Origin of the sequence: Treponema sp. UBA6852, assembly GCA_002449305.1 — a bacterium.
GTDB lineage: Bacteria > Spirochaetota > Spirochaetia > Treponematales > Treponemataceae > Treponema_D.
The window spans coordinates 1-15,928 of record DKDI01000001.1; the positions used below are offsets into that span (position 1 = coordinate 1).

Below are 15,928 nucleotides of genomic sequence, written 5' to 3' on the forward strand. Positions count from 1 at the left end.
GTTCCGTCTTCAAGAACCGCCATGTCTGTAACTTCGCCGGAAACTCCAATAGTTGAAAGTTGAATTCCATTTTGTTTTGTTAAACTTACATTTTCATCTTTTGTATAATATCTGATATTTGCAATAGGGTCACCTTTTTCTATATATACAAGGTAAGCTTTATTTTCTTGAATTGCAAAGTTTAAAAAACTTTCACCTTTTAAAGCAAGAATATGCCGAGTAATGCTAGTATCGTAACTGTTGACAGAATTTTGTAAATAGAAATTACAGACATTTTCGAGACCAATCCAATATGTATTTGTTGTATTGTCATAATAAAGAGGATTTTTTATAAGATTTGATGTGTTGCTAATCTGTAAAACAGATTCATTGTCCTTATATAAATTGCTGTCTTTTATATGGTAGACTTGTCCGTTGTTATCTTCCACGGCATTATAGGAATCTCCTAAAGTAAAGCCTGTTGAAGCTTTTTGAACCGTTTTGTAGTCGTAGATATATTTGGTGTTGTTATAATCCGTAAGAATCATGTACTGTGAATAGTACGCGGTTTGTCCCTCAAGAATCATTTTGATGTTGCATTCGGAAGTTTCGCCGGCACTTACGGTAATTTTTGTACTTCCGCTGCCTTCAAGGATGTTTTCGTCTGTGTTCCAGGCTTCGGCTGTGGCAGTGTATTTTCCAGACTCAAGGTCAGGAAATTCTATTACCCCCCCACAGTTCCTTCTTCTGTTTGGTCAAAGTCGTCATTATAAAGGCGCACAATGTATTTTTTTGCGTTGCTGCTGCTGTAAGTGTATGTGGCGCGCTCGCTTCCCGGCAAGGCAATACGAACAGAGCCGTTTTCGCCAGAGCCAGAGCTCATGTTCATGCACGAAATAAATGCGAATAAAAATGCTGGTAAAATAGAAAAAATTAGCTTTTTCATAAAGATTCCTCCTTGTTAGAGATTCCCGTGTCGCCGCACGGGAATGACAGTTGTGTTTTAGAATGGGAATGACAGTTTTCTTGTCATTATCCGGCTTGATCCTATGTCATTATCTGGCTCGACCGGATAATCCGCATTAACAGTTTCCTTGTCATCTTCGGGCTTGACCCGGAGATCTTCCGCATAAAGAATGACAGTATATTATAATTATGATTCAAAATATTTTATTTGTCAGCATTTGAGGGCATTTTTTTGATTTTTTTTCTACTAAATGCTATTCTTTTGACATGAGTTTTAAATCTGTTGTATCGGCGGTTTTACTTTCAATTTTTTCATTCAGCTTTTCATTTGCAAAAAATCCAAAGATTGCGCTAGTTCTAAGCGGAGGCGGTGCAAAAGGGCTTGCAGAAATTCCGCTTCTTGAAGCATTAGAAAATGAAGGAATCCGCCCGGACATGGTTTTGGGAACAAGCATGGGCGCGCTTATTGGTTCACTTTACGCTGCGGGCTACACTCCAAAGCAAATCAGGCAAACGCTTTTGTCCATGGATTTTATGACGATTCTAAACGAACGCCCTTCCACTCCAGAAAAAATTCCGCCCGAAGCATTTTCAAAAAAAACAGACGGCATAACTCTTTCGTTTTCAATTGCAGACGGAAAATTTGGCTCAGCTCCTGGAATCATAGGCGACCAGCAGATTATTTGCGAGCTTAGCAATCACCTTAGCAAAATTCTTCCAGTTACAGATTTTGACAAGCTTCCGATTCCGTTCAGGGCAATTGGAACAGACGCAATTTCAGGCAAGGAGCTGATATTTAAAAGCGGCTCTCTCGTAAACGCGGTAAGAGCAAGCATTTCTATTCCAGCAGTTTTTACGCCAGCTCAAGTAAAAAAAGGCTTGTATTCAATGGACGGCGGACTTAGAAACAATCTTCCGGTTAAGTTTGCGCGGGAAATGGGCGCAGACATTGTAATTTCAATGGACGTTGCAAGCATTGTTGACACTCCTCCAGAAACTCTTTCTGACTTTTATTCTGTAGCTGTGCAGATTTTCAACTTGATTATTTCTTCTAACGCAGTTGAACAGTACAGCTATGCGGACATTGTTTTGCGTCCAGATCTTTCAGAATTCAGCACATTTGATTTTATGAAGCCACATCAAATTGTAAGAGCAGGAGAAATTTGCGTTCAACAGAACAAAGATAAAATTTCGCAGATTGCAAGGCAAATTGAATCAGCCGGAAGAACACTTGAAAAACTAGACTACAACCGTGAAAGCGAATACAACAAAATGCCGGATTTTTCTATAGATAAAATTATTGTAAAAGATATTTCATTTTTAAAGCCAGTTCCAATTCCCGCGGAAAAAGAATTTGAAAAATTCCTTGGGCAGAAACTTGATGACAAAACCAAAAAGCAGCTTACAAAAAAACTAGGCAGGCTTAAGGAACATTATCATCTTTCATCGCTCACTTATTCTTTAAGCCAAAACGAAAACAAGTCCGCAACTCTTGAAATTCTTGCGAACCACTACGACCAAAAGATGAATCAGATTTTTTTTACAGGAACTTCATCTGTTTCAGTTGCAAGCTACAAGCCTCAAAAATATCTTTCTGTAGATCCAAATTTTACAGCAGGAGTTTTTTTGCGCGCTCCAATTGAATCCCTTTTTAGGCTTTCGTTCGGAAACACAATAATTTTTGAAACTGAATTTTTCCCGAAGCTGGCGGATTTTAAAGACAACATATTAAGCCTTGACTTTAAAAATTCACTCAAATACGGAAGCTGTTCCCCGGCGACAAATATTTATTTTAACGACAGAACGATTGCGGAAGACAGAGGAATTGAAATTTTCGGCGGAATAAGGTTCAGGCACACAGATTATTTTACAGCAAAAGCCGGCATCGCGCATTCTGCAGAAAAATTAATCGCAACAGAAAAATGGCACAACACAAGCTATCTTCACAGCGAAATTATTTTTACAACTCTGCACAACGATTACGCTTGTCTTTACGGCGGAAAAGTGGAATCCATATTTAACTTCGGCGGAAAAACAGACGATATGCAAAATGATTTAATTTACGACTTTAGGTTTTCTGCAGAAAAAAGATTTGAGCTTGCGGACGAAAAAAACTCAATTGGGCTTTCTTCTGTTTTCTGCAGCAACAGATTTCCTTACGAGCTAAATTCCGGATACTGCAACTTTGGCGGCGCGGACGGAATGAGCGGCTATCCTACAGGAACATTGCGGCGCGACTTTGCAATTGCAGGAATTTCTTTTAGGCAGAAAATAACAAATATTGCAGGACTTCCGTTGCTCGCCGTAGCAGAAGCAAAAGCCGCGGTAAGCTCAAGTTATGATCCGTTTATTGACCAAAACTCGCCTTCGGAAAAACTTTTTGCAGACAAAAAATTTGAAGCTGGCGGAGAACTTTATCTTGTGCTTCACACTCTCCTTGGAAATTTAGTTTTCGGCGGAAGCATGAATTCCAGTTTGGAATGGTGCATTACCTTGGGACTAAGATAGCCTCTAAAAATAGCGGCTTCTATTTTCCTTGCAACTTGAGATATTTCTAAATTAGTTTCATCTATAATTATATCCGCATATTTTTCATAAAGAGGAGCGCGCTCATTAAAAATGTCCATAAGAGTTTCTCCAGGTTTATGTACAACTCCTCTTTTATCCAAATCTCCAAGACGTTTTTCAAGGGAATCAAAGTCCACTTTTAAATAAACAACCGTTCCAATTTTTTTTAAATGCTCCATTGCTTCTTTTCCAAAAACAACGCTTCCGCCTGTAGCAACAACACATTTTTTTACATTCAAGCCAGAATTGATTTTATTTTCAATCTTTTTAAAATATTCTTCGCCTTGCCCTAAAATCAGCTCATTTAGTTTTTTCTTCATTTTCTGCTGAATCACAATATCGCTGTCAACAAATTTATAATTCAAGAGTTTTGCAAGCACAACACCGACTGTGCTTTTTCCGGCTCCAGGCATTCCAATTAGAATCACATTGTTTTTCATAAGGCTGATTATCATAAAAAAAATACCGCCGGTCAACCTTAAATACTTAATGTCAAACCGCAAAATTTTTTGTATATTAAATAAAAGGTTAAATATCGAATTTTGCAACTGTCATTATCGGGCTTGACCCTGCGATGTTTCTGAAAGAAACTCGGTTGATAATCTATTGAAAATTTCCAGTAGATTGCTGTGTCAAGCACGGCAATGACAGCCTTGTTAGCATAGAAATAACTGTTTAGTAGCTATTTTTATAAAAACTCGACATTCGACATAAAAGTTTGCGTTGCAAACTTTATTATCAACTGCATATTCTCATTTCATTGCGAATATGCTAAAAAATCAAATCGAAAATTGATATTTTCTATTTGATTTTTTTGGAGGAATTATGAGAAAGAATTTTGGTGCAAAAGAATGGCTTTATCCTATGCCGGTGCTTATCGTGGCTTCTTACGGCAATGACGAAACTCCGGACGCAATGAACGCAGCCTGGGGCGCAATCAGCGATGAAAAGGAAATAGGACTTTGCCTGAGCGCGTCTCACAAAACTGTAAAAAACATCCTTGAGCGCAAGGCGTTTACGGTTAGCGTGGGAACTGCGGAGCTTGCAAAGGAATGTGATTACGTCGGGCTTGTTTCTGCAAATAATACGCCTGATAAATTTGCAAAGGCGGGATTCCATGCAGAAAAGTCGGAATTTGTTGACGCTCCGCTTATCAGAGAACTTCCGTTTGCGCTTGAGTGCAATCTCATAAGCTACGATGAAAAGACAAGCCATCTTTTTGGACAAATTGTGAACGTGAGCATTGACGATTCGGTTCTTGATTCAAACGGAAAAGTTGACGTGAAAAAGCTGAATCCGATTTCTTATGATCCTGTAAACCAGCATTATCTTAAGCTCGGCGACTTTGCAGGAAAAGCGTTCAGCATCGGTCTTGAACTGAAATAATTTGTCATTGCCGGGAAGAATCCGGCGATGTTTGCATAGCAAACTCGGTTAGCAATTTCTAAATGATTGCAATATATGCATTTAGATTTTCGGGTCAAGCCTGAAAATGACAAAAAAGATACTTTTGGGACATCCCCATCTTCTTGAAAACATAGATTCCTGTGCTATAGCACAGGAATGACACTATAAGCAAAATACGCAAATGACAGTCGGTTAAATACTTTTCTAATTAAGTAGGCTGTTTTGTTGTTGAGCCAAGCTTCATGTAATATGAGTCAACAATTCTTCTTATGTCGTGAATATTTGAAACAATCATGTAATCTTCAAAAATCTGAATCTTTCCGCGGTCCATAAGGCGCACAAGACAATCCTTTGCCTGATCAAGCGGAATAGAAGCCCAGCTTGCAATGTCGTTTGCAGTAATGAAGAATTTGCGCTTAAAGTTTCCGTCGTCATCTTTTCTTCTTGAAGATCCGCCTGCAAGTTCATCGTACATTAAAAACACATCGCAAATTCTTGTGTAAATATCCTTTATAAGAACAATTTTAAATTGGCGGTTCTGGTCGTAAATTCTTTTGCAGAAAAGCTTAAGAAGATTCATTACAATCTGCGGATTTCCAAGGACAAGCGCCTTAAAGTTTTCCTTGTTGAATTCCAAGCAGGCAACATCAGTTCTAGCAACACAAGACGCGCTTCTCTGGGAATTGTCAAGAATCGCCATTTCGCCAAAAAAAGCTCCGCTGCCAAGAATGTCAAGGCTTTTATTCTGATCTTTTATGCACTTTTCAATCTGAACTTCACCGTATTTTATAAGATAGAAAGTTTCGCCCGGTTCAAATTCGCTTATAATAACATCTCCGCGCTTATATTTTTTTGTAAAGCGGTCAAAAGCAGGAAGTGAAAACTGGTTTACAGAAAGGCCTCCAGATTTTGCGGAAATATCTTCGGAAGAAATATTGCGGGCATTTTCTCTGCCTTTTCGGGTATTTGCATTGGTAAAAAGCTTTGCAATTTCAACTTTGTTCGCAGGATTAGGATTCAGCTTTAAAATTCTAGTAAGGACATCGCAGCAACTTTTGAACTGGCCGTCATTGTAAAAAGCGTTGGCAACCATAAACATTCCGTGTTCCGGCGAAATTGAAATGCTGTTTCCGCCCAAATACTGCTCTGTTTTTTTATGAATGTCTCTAAGCGACTTACTGAAAACTCTAAGCATTTTTTCTGTGATAAAAGCCTTTGAGCCGAACATTTTTTCAAATTCATAAACTGAAAGCTGAACAACAGTCGAATCAAGCAGCACGGAAGCAGTTACCAAACTTGGCATTTTGGCAAGCGCGCTTTTTACGCCAAAGAATTCTCCAATATGAAGCTGTTCTGAAATTTGCTCTCCAGTTTCCAAATCCATGCTGCGCAAAGCAACTGCGCCTGACTGGAGAATATAAATATTTTCATCTTTGTCGCCTTCAAAAAAAATAATAGAGCCTTTGCTGAATTGCACAACTTTTGACATAACCTTCCTCGCAAAACCAACAAACTCTAAAAAGAGCCTTGATTTGAAAAAACACCTATACTTGTTTAGTATACCACAAAGTTTTTATTTATGCTACCTTGTTTAAGAGAATTCCGCATGATAGACTTGCATACACATTCAACAGCTTCCGACGGAACTTGCACACCGAGCCAGCTAATTTCCTACGCCGCAGAAAAAAAAATTTCAGCAATTGCGCTTACAGACCATGACAATATAGACGGAATTTTGGAAGCTCAAAAAAAGGCAAATGAGCTTGGAATCGAATTTATTCCGGGAATAGAAATCTCTATAGAATGGCCGAGCGGAGAATTTCATCTTCTTGGACTGGGACTTAAAAAGCCTGGAAAAAAACTTCTTGAGACAATTGAATTTTTAAGAGCTGAGCGGGATTCAAGAAACAAAAAAATAATCCAAAAACTTCAAGAACAAAATATCGATATTTCTTATGAAGAGCTTGTGGAAAAATCCGGCACAAAAACAATCGGCAGACCTCACTTTGCAAAACTTCTCATGGAAAAAGGAATAATAAAAAAAACTCAGCAGGCATTTGACTTGTTTCTTGCAAAAGGCCGTCCTTGCTACGTAAATAAAACCGGGGAAAATTTAAAAAAAGCCGTGGAAGCCATAAAAGAATCAGGCGGAATTCCAGTTCAGGCGCATCCAATGTCAATGTACGTTGCTTGGGGGAAAATGGAAGAAACAATGCTCGAAATAAAAAATTCAGGCGTTGAAGGGCTTGAAGCGCATCATCCAGGAGTCAGGCTTTCCGAAGCACGGCGGCTTGAAGAACTGGCAGAAATACTTGGAATGTTTACAACAGCAGGAAGCGATTTCCATGGCGAAAAAGTCCGCGCTGATAGAAAAATCGGATACTCGTCAGGCGGCTATAAAATCGAAGACAGATTTTGGACAGAACAGCTAAAGCCCGCTTTGGAAAAAGCTCACGGCGGAACAAACCACACATTTTCAGCTGAATAACGCAAAATTGTAACCCAAGGCAAAATGGATTATTTTAAATGCATAGCTTAAACATTGTCATTCCCGTACTTTGATATGGGAATCTATTATAAAATTGCAATAGATTTCTGATCGAGTTTCTTTCAGAAACATCGCAGATCAAACCCGAAAATGACACTTTTTATGAAACCAAACAATGACACAACTTTGGAGGAAAAATGAAAAATCTTTTAAAAAAATCAGCAGTAGCATTAGTTGCGGCGTTTTTATTTATTTCATGCGGAAAAAATCAAGCTGTAAAAAATGAAATGTTTGCGCCAATGGCAAAATCAATGAAAATGTCAGCAAGAGCAGATTCTGCAATGAACATGATGCAGGAGATGGTGTTTGAAGATTCAGCGGAACTTCCTTCTGAACCAGAGCAGACAAGCCAAGACAGAAAACTTGTCTACACAGGAAACCTTACAATTGAAGTTTCAAATCTTGCAGAGTCAAAATCATCTGTTGAATCTTGGGTAAAAAAATTTGGCGGATATATTTCAGATTCGTCTGAAAACACAAGCTCCATAAGAATAACAGCAAAAATTCCAAGTGGCTCTTTTTCTCAGGCAATGCAGGAATGCGGACAAATTGGAAAACTCAAATCAAAAAATATAAATTCCAGCGATGTTACAGAACAATTTTATGATTTGGACACACGGCTTTCGACTAGAAAAGTTTTGCTTGAGCGGCTCAAAAAATATCTTTCAGAAGCAAAAGATATGCAGGATATGTTAAAGATTGAAACAAAAATCAACGATGTAACTTCTGAACTTGAACGCATGCAAGGGCAAATGAACCGCTTAAAGTCTCAAATTGATTATTCTACAATTTATGTTACGGCTGAACTTCCTGTAAACCAAAATGAAAGCGGATTTGTAATGCCCGACACAAATTCACAATTGCGCCAATTCTTTGCAAACATACTGAATTTCTTTGTGAAATTTATTTTCACTGCATTGTATATTGTAATTTTTGGAGTTCCTTCTGTTCTATTCCTTATGCTCCTTTACTGGCTCGGATTTGGAAAAGTGGGACTTTTAAGAAAACTTTTTGCAAGAATAAGAAAATAAAAATACCCGGCGTTTTTGCCGGGCTTTTTGATTTTTGAGTTGAACTTTAAATTTATCTTACTGCTAAAATCGCGCCAAGAATAATAAGATGCTGGGCAAAAGTATAAAGCCATTCAAGGAAATTTTTTGAGCCGCCGCTAAGGATTCCTTTAGGTCCAAGAATATCTGAAATAACAATAGCAACAATCCAAACAATAATCGCAATAAGAGCCAAAACAGTTCCAAAGCTTCCAAAGCGATCGCCAATCACAATCTTTAAAATCATAAAGACGCCAACAAGAAGCTCAATCACTCCAAATGCAAGCACAAGAATATTTCCTACATTGCCAGAAACAAGCCCTTTAATTGCTCTTGCAGCAAAATCTCCATCGCCCTGCAAAGCCCATATTCCTCCAACAGCAAGCATCGCTCCAACTGCAATCTGCAAAATCAAAAGCGCCGCAGTCCATCCGCTTTTTTCAGTTCTCATATTTTTCCTCCTAGAAATATGTTCGGCAATATAAAAATGCCTATATCAAATATAATTCAGTTTTGAGCAAAAATCCACTTATTTCTAAAACGCTTAGTCTTCTTTATAAACAAACGGATTTTTCTTTAAAATTTCAAAAACGCCTTTGTCTGCTCCAAATGGAACAATGCTCGGCTGCTCATAAACAGGACTTACGACAATTCCAAGGTCAAGGCAATGCAAAATAAATTTTACATAAAGCTCTTTTGGAATTTTTGGAAAAAGATAAGGACCTTTTCTCTGCCAGTATTTTGTCAAAGCCAAATCGTAAATAAACCAGTCTTTTTCCTGCCGAGCCTGCAATGCCGAAATCAAATTATAAATTGAGCGTGTAATAGCAGCTTCAATTGGCGAAGAAAGTTTTATTGTTTCCTTTAAAACATCTTGCGGAATTTTTTCAGCCAAATCAGTTTTTGCAGCAAGAATATAAATTCCGCTTGTCCAAGGAAGAGCCGGTTCAAAAATTATGCAGTCTGCGTTGTCGTTTTCAAAAGCAGTTTCGCTCCAAGGCTTCCAGACAAAAGTGTTTTGAGGACTGATTTTTACAGCGGCGGAAAGGCAGTCAGATTTTTTTGCAAAAATAAAAACTTTGCGTTTGCATCCAAAGAAAAGCGCATTTACAGATTTTTCAAGCCGGCCTGAAAAACAAGTTTTAAAGCTTCCGGTTGCTCCACGGTCTATAGCATTTTTCAGCATTGTAAATGCAGAAGAGCCGCCCCAGCCTAAAATTGCCCTGCCATTTTCCTGATACAAATCTGTAAGACGTTTGCCTTTTTCTGTGTACAAAAACGGTCCGCGAGCACGCTTTACATTTCCGTACCGTAAAAAAATTTCTTCCGCTAAAAAATCAATTTCGTTCATTTGAATCTGATTATACTGAAAAAAAAATCTGTTGTCATTTGCCGACACAAAAACGGCTGAAAATATTTTCAAGGACATCATCTGGAGAAACTTCGCCGGCAACTTCGCCAAGGCTTTCCAAAGAATCTTCCAAATCCTGAACAACCGCATCAAGCCCGTAGCTGGAATCTTGAGAAATTTTCAAAGCATGCGTTATCCGCTCCAATGCTTCCTGAACTGATTTTTTTTGCCGCGCTGAACCAAGTCCGCTTTGCTCACGTTCAGTTTTTTCGCCGTCAAACAAAATGTCTTTTACTTTTAAAATAAGCTGTTCTATTCCAATATTATTTTTTGCAGAAATTTTTACAGAATCTTTCCAGACTTTTTTTATTCCGTCCAAATTCAAGTCAAAGGAATCACATTTATTCAAAACCAAAACAACCGGAATATTTTTCTGGCTTTCAATAAAATCCAAATCGTCTTTTAAAATTCCTTTTGAACTGTCCACAAGATAAAGAATAACATCCGCATCTTGGCTTAAATCTTTTGCAAGCTCAACGCCGCGCTCTTCAATTAAATCCGAAGTTTTTCTAAGACCGGCAGTATCAAAAAGCCTCACAGGAATTCCTGCAAAATCTGTCCAGCATTCAAGCCAGTCCCGTGTTGTTCCTTCTATGCTGCTGACAATTGCGCGTTCTTCTTTTAAAAGTGAATTGAAAAGACTTGATTTTCCGGCATTGGTTTTTCCGCACAAAACAATTCTTGCTCCGTCTTGATAAAGTTTTTCAGCCTTCCAAGAAGAAGCCAAGCCTGAAAGTTTTTTCTGCGCGCTTTTTAGCAATGAAGTGTCAAATGATTCTGAAATATTTTCTTCGTCTTCTGGATATTCAATTTCAACTTCAATGTTTCCAATTGTGTCCAAAATCAATTTTTTAATAGAAGAAATTTGCTCAAAAAGATTTCCGCTTAAACGTCCGGCGGCATGGCTTCTGGAAATATTTGTGCGGCTGTCTATTATTTCTTTTACGGCCTCGGCTTTTGTAAGATCAACTTTTCCGTTTATATAAGCCCTAAATGTAAATTCTCCGCGCTCAGCTTTTCTAAAACCATTTTCAAGCAGCAAGGAAAAAATTGAAGTTACAACATTCACTCCGCCGTGGCAAAATATTTCAATCATATCTTCGCCTGTAAAAGACTTTGGAGCTTTGTAAACGCCAAGCATAACTTCATCAATTTTTTTATTTCCACTTTGAATTCTTGAATCTTCAATCCAGCCGTAAACAAGAGAATTTCCAGCAGCCTGCAAAAGTGCTTTTTTGCGTGAAAAAATTTTAGCTACAAGCCCAATGCAATTTTTACCGCTAGTCCTGACAATTCCAATTGCAGAAGGAACAAGCGCAGTTGCAATTGCCGCTATAGGTTCTTCCGGCGTATATTTATTCATTTGCTTCCACCGAACACAGGCTTTACATGAAGAAAATTTCTTGTTGTAACACTTGCGTTTTCGTATTCAAGTTCATTGTCTAGCACAGAATTCCAAATTGAAATCATGTCCTTTGCATTTTCCTTTTTCTGCTCCAAATCCTGCGAATCGGAATCTAAAGAATTTTTTATTCCCAAACTGAATGCCGGAATTCTTTTTTGCAAATCACATTCTTTTTCATGCCACGGAGAAATTTCGTTGTCCTTAGGATCCGGGCTTATGTCTTCATAATATCCGCCGGAATTGTTCCAGTGCATATATCCTCTATCAAGACCATCACGCACACCAAAAATTTCCCGCAAAACATAATTCTTGTCATAATATTTTCTGTCATGCCTTACGCCCATGTAAAATGCCTGAATCCAAGGACGCACAATAATTCTGTTCCTGCCGATTATTGTGTTTCTAAATGAGCCGTAAAAATAAATTCTGTACGCTCTTTCTTCATAAGGCGGATACTCAAGAAAATCCTGTTCAAAATGCGACGGATAAAACATCGGACAAATAACGTCAACATATTCGCTCATAAGCTCAACATCCTGTCCAGTTCTTGTTCCGCTTCTGTACCAGCCGTTCGCTCCGTAAATATCAATTCCAATAGGAGCTTTTATATTTTTGCGGGCATAAGACAAAAACGAAACCAACGCGCTTTCTTTTACCATGCCTTTGTCGCGCCATCTGTAAACTGCGGAATTTAAATTTGTTCCGTCAGTCGGAAATCTTATGTAATCAAACTGAATTTCGTCAAAGCCGCGGGAAACAAGTTCCTTTGCAATTTCAACATTGTACTCCCAAACTTCCTCGCTGTAAGGGTCAACCCAATTTTCATCATAGTAAACAGTTTTTGTTCCAGCCGGATTTCCACTTTCATCAGTAACGTCTTCTTTTCCGCGGATTCCAATCCATGGCGAATTTGTACGGGAATTCCAAACCGCATATTTTCCTTTGTCATAGGAAGCTAAATTTCGGTCCTTAAAAACAACAATGCGCGCAATAAGATAAACGCCGTCTTTTTTAAATTCGCTTACAACTTGCTCCAAGTCAATTTTGTACTGAGTAACTTTTCCTTTTTGCTTTAAAAGCTGGCTGTTCGGCTCAAACCTCAAAAGTCCGTAGTCATCTTTCATGTCGATTACAACAGAATTGAGCTTGTTGTCAGAAACAATTTTTTTATATTTTTCAATTCCCGAAGAATTTCTAAGCTGATAAACTGACGCATAAATTGACTTTTTTTTGTTTGCAAGATAAGCCCAAGGAGAAAGAATTGTTTCTGGATTCAAAAGCCAAAGTTCATTCAAAGTAACATTCGTTCCAAGCTGCGAAATATTTTTAGGAACAAAAGCTGAATTTACAGTGTCGCCTGCAGCAGTTAAATTTTCCCTCCAAGAATTAAAGCTTGAAATTTCTGAAATTTCCCTTGTTTCAAGAGAAAGCGAAAGGATTTTTCCGACTGTTGAAAAAATCAAGTTAGAGCCGTTTTGACAAAGTCCGTCAATCGCATCGCACGGATTTTCGCCTTGGTAAATTTTTTCAGCTTTTTTTGTCCGCCAGTCAAATCTGTAAATGTTCGGAATGAATGACTGGGAAAGATAAATTTCTGCATAAATGTTTCCAGATGAATCACGGCACAAAACTGGCAAAATATCAGAAATTTCATCAACTTGCGTAAGGCTCTTCATTGCGGAAAAACCTGCGCTCACGTCAATCCACTTTGGATTTTTTTCATCGGCGCGGCAATAGCTAAAACCGTAAATAGGATGCGACATAAAAACAACAATTTCGCTGCTTTCAATTTCTCCATTTTTTCCATAAACCGGCATATGGGAAACTGCGACCGCTTTCATTCCAGAAGTATAATTGCTTGCTGAACCAAGCGATTTCCAGGACAAACCTCCATCGCGTGTTATAAAAACGTCATCTTTTGTGGCTGTTACTAAAATATCTGGATTCAGTGGATCTGCGCAAATGTCTTTTAAAAGAGGCATTTTTTGAACTATTTCTTTATTTCCATTTTCATAATTCTTTACAATTAATGAAGGAAGTCCTATATTGCGCTGCGTAAATTCCTTTAAATCTAAGGAAGAATAAATCCCTTTTTCTGTAACAAAAAACCATTTTGCCTGAGTTCTTAAAATGCGTTCAACTTTTCCTTCCGTCCACAAAGGATCTGCAATTCCGCTTGGAAGAATTTTAAAAAGTCCTGTGTCTGTTCCGATTAAAAACGGCTCTGGATTTTCAGAAACTCTTCTTTCAAGATAAACTTCCGGAAGCTTATACAAAGGCTTTGACTGGGCAAAAGAAATTCCTGAAAAAATAGAAAAAACCGATGCTGAAATGCACAATTTTAAAAAGAATATACGCATGGTCTTCTTATCGGCATTTCAGCGTTAAATTTTAGAAGAATTAAATTTTACTGAAGAAGCAAATCGCCGTCTTTTATCCAGCCGATTCTTTTTAATATAAAACAAAACAAAACAGAAAAAACAGCTGGAAGAACAAAGCAAACAAGAACAAGTCCAAGCCAGTCAAAAATTCCTGGCGAAACAGCAACAGCTCCATGCGCAACCGCAGCTTGTGAAGGTTCAAACCAGCCTGTTATTATTCCAATTTGTCCTACAAGACCGCAAGTTCCCATTCCGCTTGAAACCGCAGCTCCATTCATTTGCATTTTAAAAAGACAAGTTGCAATCGGACCGGTTATAACAGAAGCAAGCGTAGGAGGAATCCATATCCGAGGATTTTTTACGATGTTTGGCATTTGGAGCATTGAAGTTCCAAGTCCCTGAGATAAAATTCCGCTCCAGCCGTTTTCTTTAAAGCTCATAACTGCAAAGCCAACCATTTGAGCGCAGCAGCCGGCAACAGCAGCTCCGCCAGCAAGTCCTGTAAGACCAAGAGCCGCGCAAACCGCCGCAGAACTTACTGGAAGAGTCAAAAGGAGACCGACAATTACAGAAATAAGAATTCCCATCAAGAAAGGCTTTAAAGTTGTTGCCCACATAATTAAATTTCCAAAGGCATAGGCGGCTTTTCCAATATGGCTTGCAAAAAGCAAAGTAAAAAAAACTCCAGCCACAATCGTAATCAAAGGAGTTACAATTATGTCAACTTTTGTTTTTTTGCTTACAAGCATTCCGCATTCACATGAAAGAACTGCGATTATAAGAACTGCAAGCGGACCTCCAGCCCCGCCTGAAACATTTGCAGCCGCGCCAACTGCAACAAGAGTAAACAAAACAAGCGAAGATGCTCCCATCGCATATCCAATTCCAACAGACATTGCCGCGCCAACAACATGAGGTTCACAGGCAAAATTTCCTGCTGAAACAAAAAATTCAAAAACAGGATTTGCTCCAAGCCTAAGCAACTGCTGTCCTAAAGTCTTTACAATTGTTCCAATCAAAAGAGACGCAAAAAGTCCTTGCGCCATTCCGCCCATCGCATCAATTAAGTAGCGTTTCACATACTTGTTCATAGAGAGTCCTTTAAAAATTTTTTAGATTGCTTACTTGGAAATGCAGTGATAGGAGCGTTCGTAGGCTCGTTAGGTTGTGGGATTCAACCGACAGTCATCACAACGTAATCATCGTTACAATTTTATTTTATCAAAGGAAAAAGAAAAAAACAATCCGCTGACGTTTTTGAATTTTTGTGATATTCTTTTTAAATGTTTCATTTTATTGTAAATCCAGTTTCGCGTTCAGGCAAAGGGCTTCGTTTATGGAAAAATAAAATCGAGCCTGTTTTGATTTCAAAGAAAATTCTATACGACGTTGAGTTTTCAAAAGAGCATGGAGACGTTACAAAAATCTGCTCAAGAATCAGCGAAAAATCTTTGGCGGAAAAAAACTGCACAATTGTAATTCTTGGCGGAGACGGAACTTTGAATGACGCAGTTCAGGGAATACAAAATTTTGAAACTGTCATGCTTGCATATATTCCAACAGGCTCAAGCAACGATTTTGCGCGCGATATGAAAATTTCAAAATCAGTAAAAAAATGCCTTGAAAAAATACTTTCAGCTACAAACCCAGTTGAACTAGATTTAGGTGAAATAATTACAGAAAAAATAAAAAGAAAATTTGTTGTAAGCGCAGGCTTAGGATTTGATGCGGCAGTCTGTCAAAAATCTTCACATTCATTTATAAAAAGAAATTTAAATAAATTCGGACTTGGAAAACTGACATATCTTGCAATTGCATTGAACCAAATTATTCATGCTCCAAAGGCAGACTGCACAGTTGAATTTGACAACGGCAAAAAACTTGTTCTGAAAAAATTTCTTTTTGCAGCCTCAATGGTTCACCGTTATGAAGGCGGCGGATTTAAATTCTGTCCAAAGGCAAATCCTACAGACGGAAAAATGAATTTGTGCATTGTTAACAACAAGTCAGTTCCAGGAATTCTTTTTGCATTGCCAACTGCCTTTTTTGGGCTGCACGGATTTTTTCCAGGAATAAATTTAATAGAATTTTCAAGCGCAACATTCAATACAACAATTCCGCTTTGGCTACACACAGACGGCGAAGTCTACCAAAAAACTTGCAGAATAACAGTCCGCAATTTTGAAAAAAAACTAAAGATGATTGGCATTTAAA

13 protein-coding genes and 1 pseudogene are annotated in these 15,928 nt (G+C 38.2%); 5 read left to right on the forward strand and 9 right to left on the reverse strand.

Going from position 1 to position 15,928, the window contains the following annotated elements; all coding sequences use genetic code 11:
• Both B3209_RS00005 and B3209_RS00010 read right to left on the reverse strand, forming a co-directional pair.
• Positions 1-566 (reverse strand): annotated as a pseudogene (locus B3209_RS00005) (hypothetical protein); the annotation flags it as partial.
• A gap of 137 nt (positions 567-703) precedes the next feature.
• Positions 704-925, reverse strand: a complete 222-nt coding sequence (locus B3209_RS00010) for a hypothetical protein (RefSeq protein WP_296689264.1) — start codon at positions 923-925, stop codon at positions 704-706.
• A 287-nt stretch (positions 926-1,212) separates the two neighbouring features.
• Between B3209_RS00010 and B3209_RS00015 the strand changes: the two genes are divergently transcribed.
• Positions 1,213-3,453, forward strand: a complete 2,241-nt coding sequence (locus tag B3209_RS00015) for a patatin-like phospholipase family protein (protein ID WP_296662641.1) — start codon at positions 1,213-1,215, stop codon at positions 3,451-3,453.
• On the opposite strand, the gene B3209_RS00020 is transcribed toward B3209_RS00015, so the two are convergent.
• Positions 3,372-3,953 (reverse strand): shikimate kinase, encoded by a 582-nt coding sequence (locus B3209_RS00020; protein WP_296662639.1) that lies wholly within the window; start codon positions 3,951-3,953, stop codon positions 3,372-3,374. The two genes, B3209_RS00015 and B3209_RS00020, sit on opposite strands and share 82 nt — an antisense overlap.
• 385 nt (positions 3,954-4,338) lie before the next feature.
• Between B3209_RS00020 and B3209_RS00025 the strand changes: the two genes are divergently transcribed.
• Positions 4,339-4,899, forward strand: a complete 561-nt coding sequence (locus tag B3209_RS00025) for a flavin reductase family protein (RefSeq protein ID WP_296662636.1) — start codon at positions 4,339-4,341, stop codon at positions 4,897-4,899.
• 229 nt (positions 4,900-5,128) lie between these two features.
• Here the strand turns inward: B3209_RS00025 and B3209_RS00030 are convergent, their stop codons facing one another.
• Entirely contained in the window at positions 5,129-6,409 is a 1,281-nt protein-coding gene (locus B3209_RS00030; RefSeq protein WP_296662634.1) for a Crp/Fnr family transcriptional regulator, read from the reverse strand.
• 117 nt (positions 6,410-6,526) lie between these two features.
• On the opposite strand from B3209_RS00030, the gene B3209_RS00035 reads away from it, so the two are divergent.
• Together B3209_RS00035 and B3209_RS00040 are read left to right on the forward strand one after the other, a co-directional pair.
• The gene (locus B3209_RS00035) at positions 6,527-7,408 is read left to right on the forward strand and encodes a PHP domain-containing protein (protein ID WP_296662631.1); all 882 of its coding nucleotides are present in this window, start codon (positions 6,527-6,529) and stop codon (positions 7,406-7,408) included.
• A gap of 197 nt (positions 7,409-7,605) precedes the next feature.
• Positions 7,606-8,499 (forward strand): DUF4349 domain-containing protein, encoded by an 894-nt coding sequence (locus B3209_RS00040; protein WP_296662629.1) that lies wholly within the window; start codon positions 7,606-7,608, stop codon positions 8,497-8,499.
• Positions 8,500-8,551: 52 nt separating this feature from the next.
• On the opposite strand, the gene B3209_RS00045 is transcribed toward B3209_RS00040, so the two are convergent.
• From B3209_RS00045 to B3209_RS00065, 5 genes are all read right to left on the reverse strand, one after another.
• A complete protein-coding gene (locus B3209_RS00045; protein WP_296662626.1) occupies positions 8,552-8,968 on the reverse strand; it encodes a hypothetical protein in 417 nt (138 codons plus the stop codon).
• 93 nt (positions 8,969-9,061) lie between these two features.
• Entirely contained in the window at positions 9,062-9,868 is an 807-nt protein-coding gene (locus B3209_RS00050; RefSeq protein ID WP_296662624.1) for a hypothetical protein, read from the reverse strand.
• A 34-nt stretch (positions 9,869-9,902) separates the two neighbouring features.
• Positions 9,903-11,291, reverse strand: coding sequence for a tRNA uridine-5-carboxymethylaminomethyl(34) synthesis GTPase MnmE (gene mnmE, locus B3209_RS00055; RefSeq protein WP_296662621.1), 1,389 nt, complete (start codon positions 11,289-11,291; stop codon positions 9,903-9,905).
• Positions 11,288-13,693 (reverse strand): putative glycoside hydrolase, encoded by a 2,406-nt coding sequence (locus tag B3209_RS00060; RefSeq protein WP_296662618.1) that lies wholly within the window; start codon positions 13,691-13,693, stop codon positions 11,288-11,290. The genes mnmE and B3209_RS00060 overlap by 4 nt, the downstream gene beginning before the upstream one ends.
• A gap of 47 nt (positions 13,694-13,740) precedes the next feature.
• Positions 13,741-14,805: a PTS transporter subunit IIC gene (locus tag B3209_RS00065; protein ID WP_296662615.1), complete on the reverse strand. Its 1,065-nt coding sequence runs from the start codon at positions 14,803-14,805 to the stop codon at positions 13,741-13,743.
• A gap of 192 nt (positions 14,806-14,997) precedes the next feature.
• Here B3209_RS00065 and B3209_RS00070 point away from each other — a divergent pair, with 192 nt between their 5' ends.
• Complete coding sequence (locus tag B3209_RS00070; RefSeq protein ID WP_296662612.1) at positions 14,998-15,927, forward strand: diacylglycerol/lipid kinase family protein; 930 nt, start codon at positions 14,998-15,000, stop codon at positions 15,925-15,927.
• Position 15,928 lies beyond the last annotated feature (1 nt).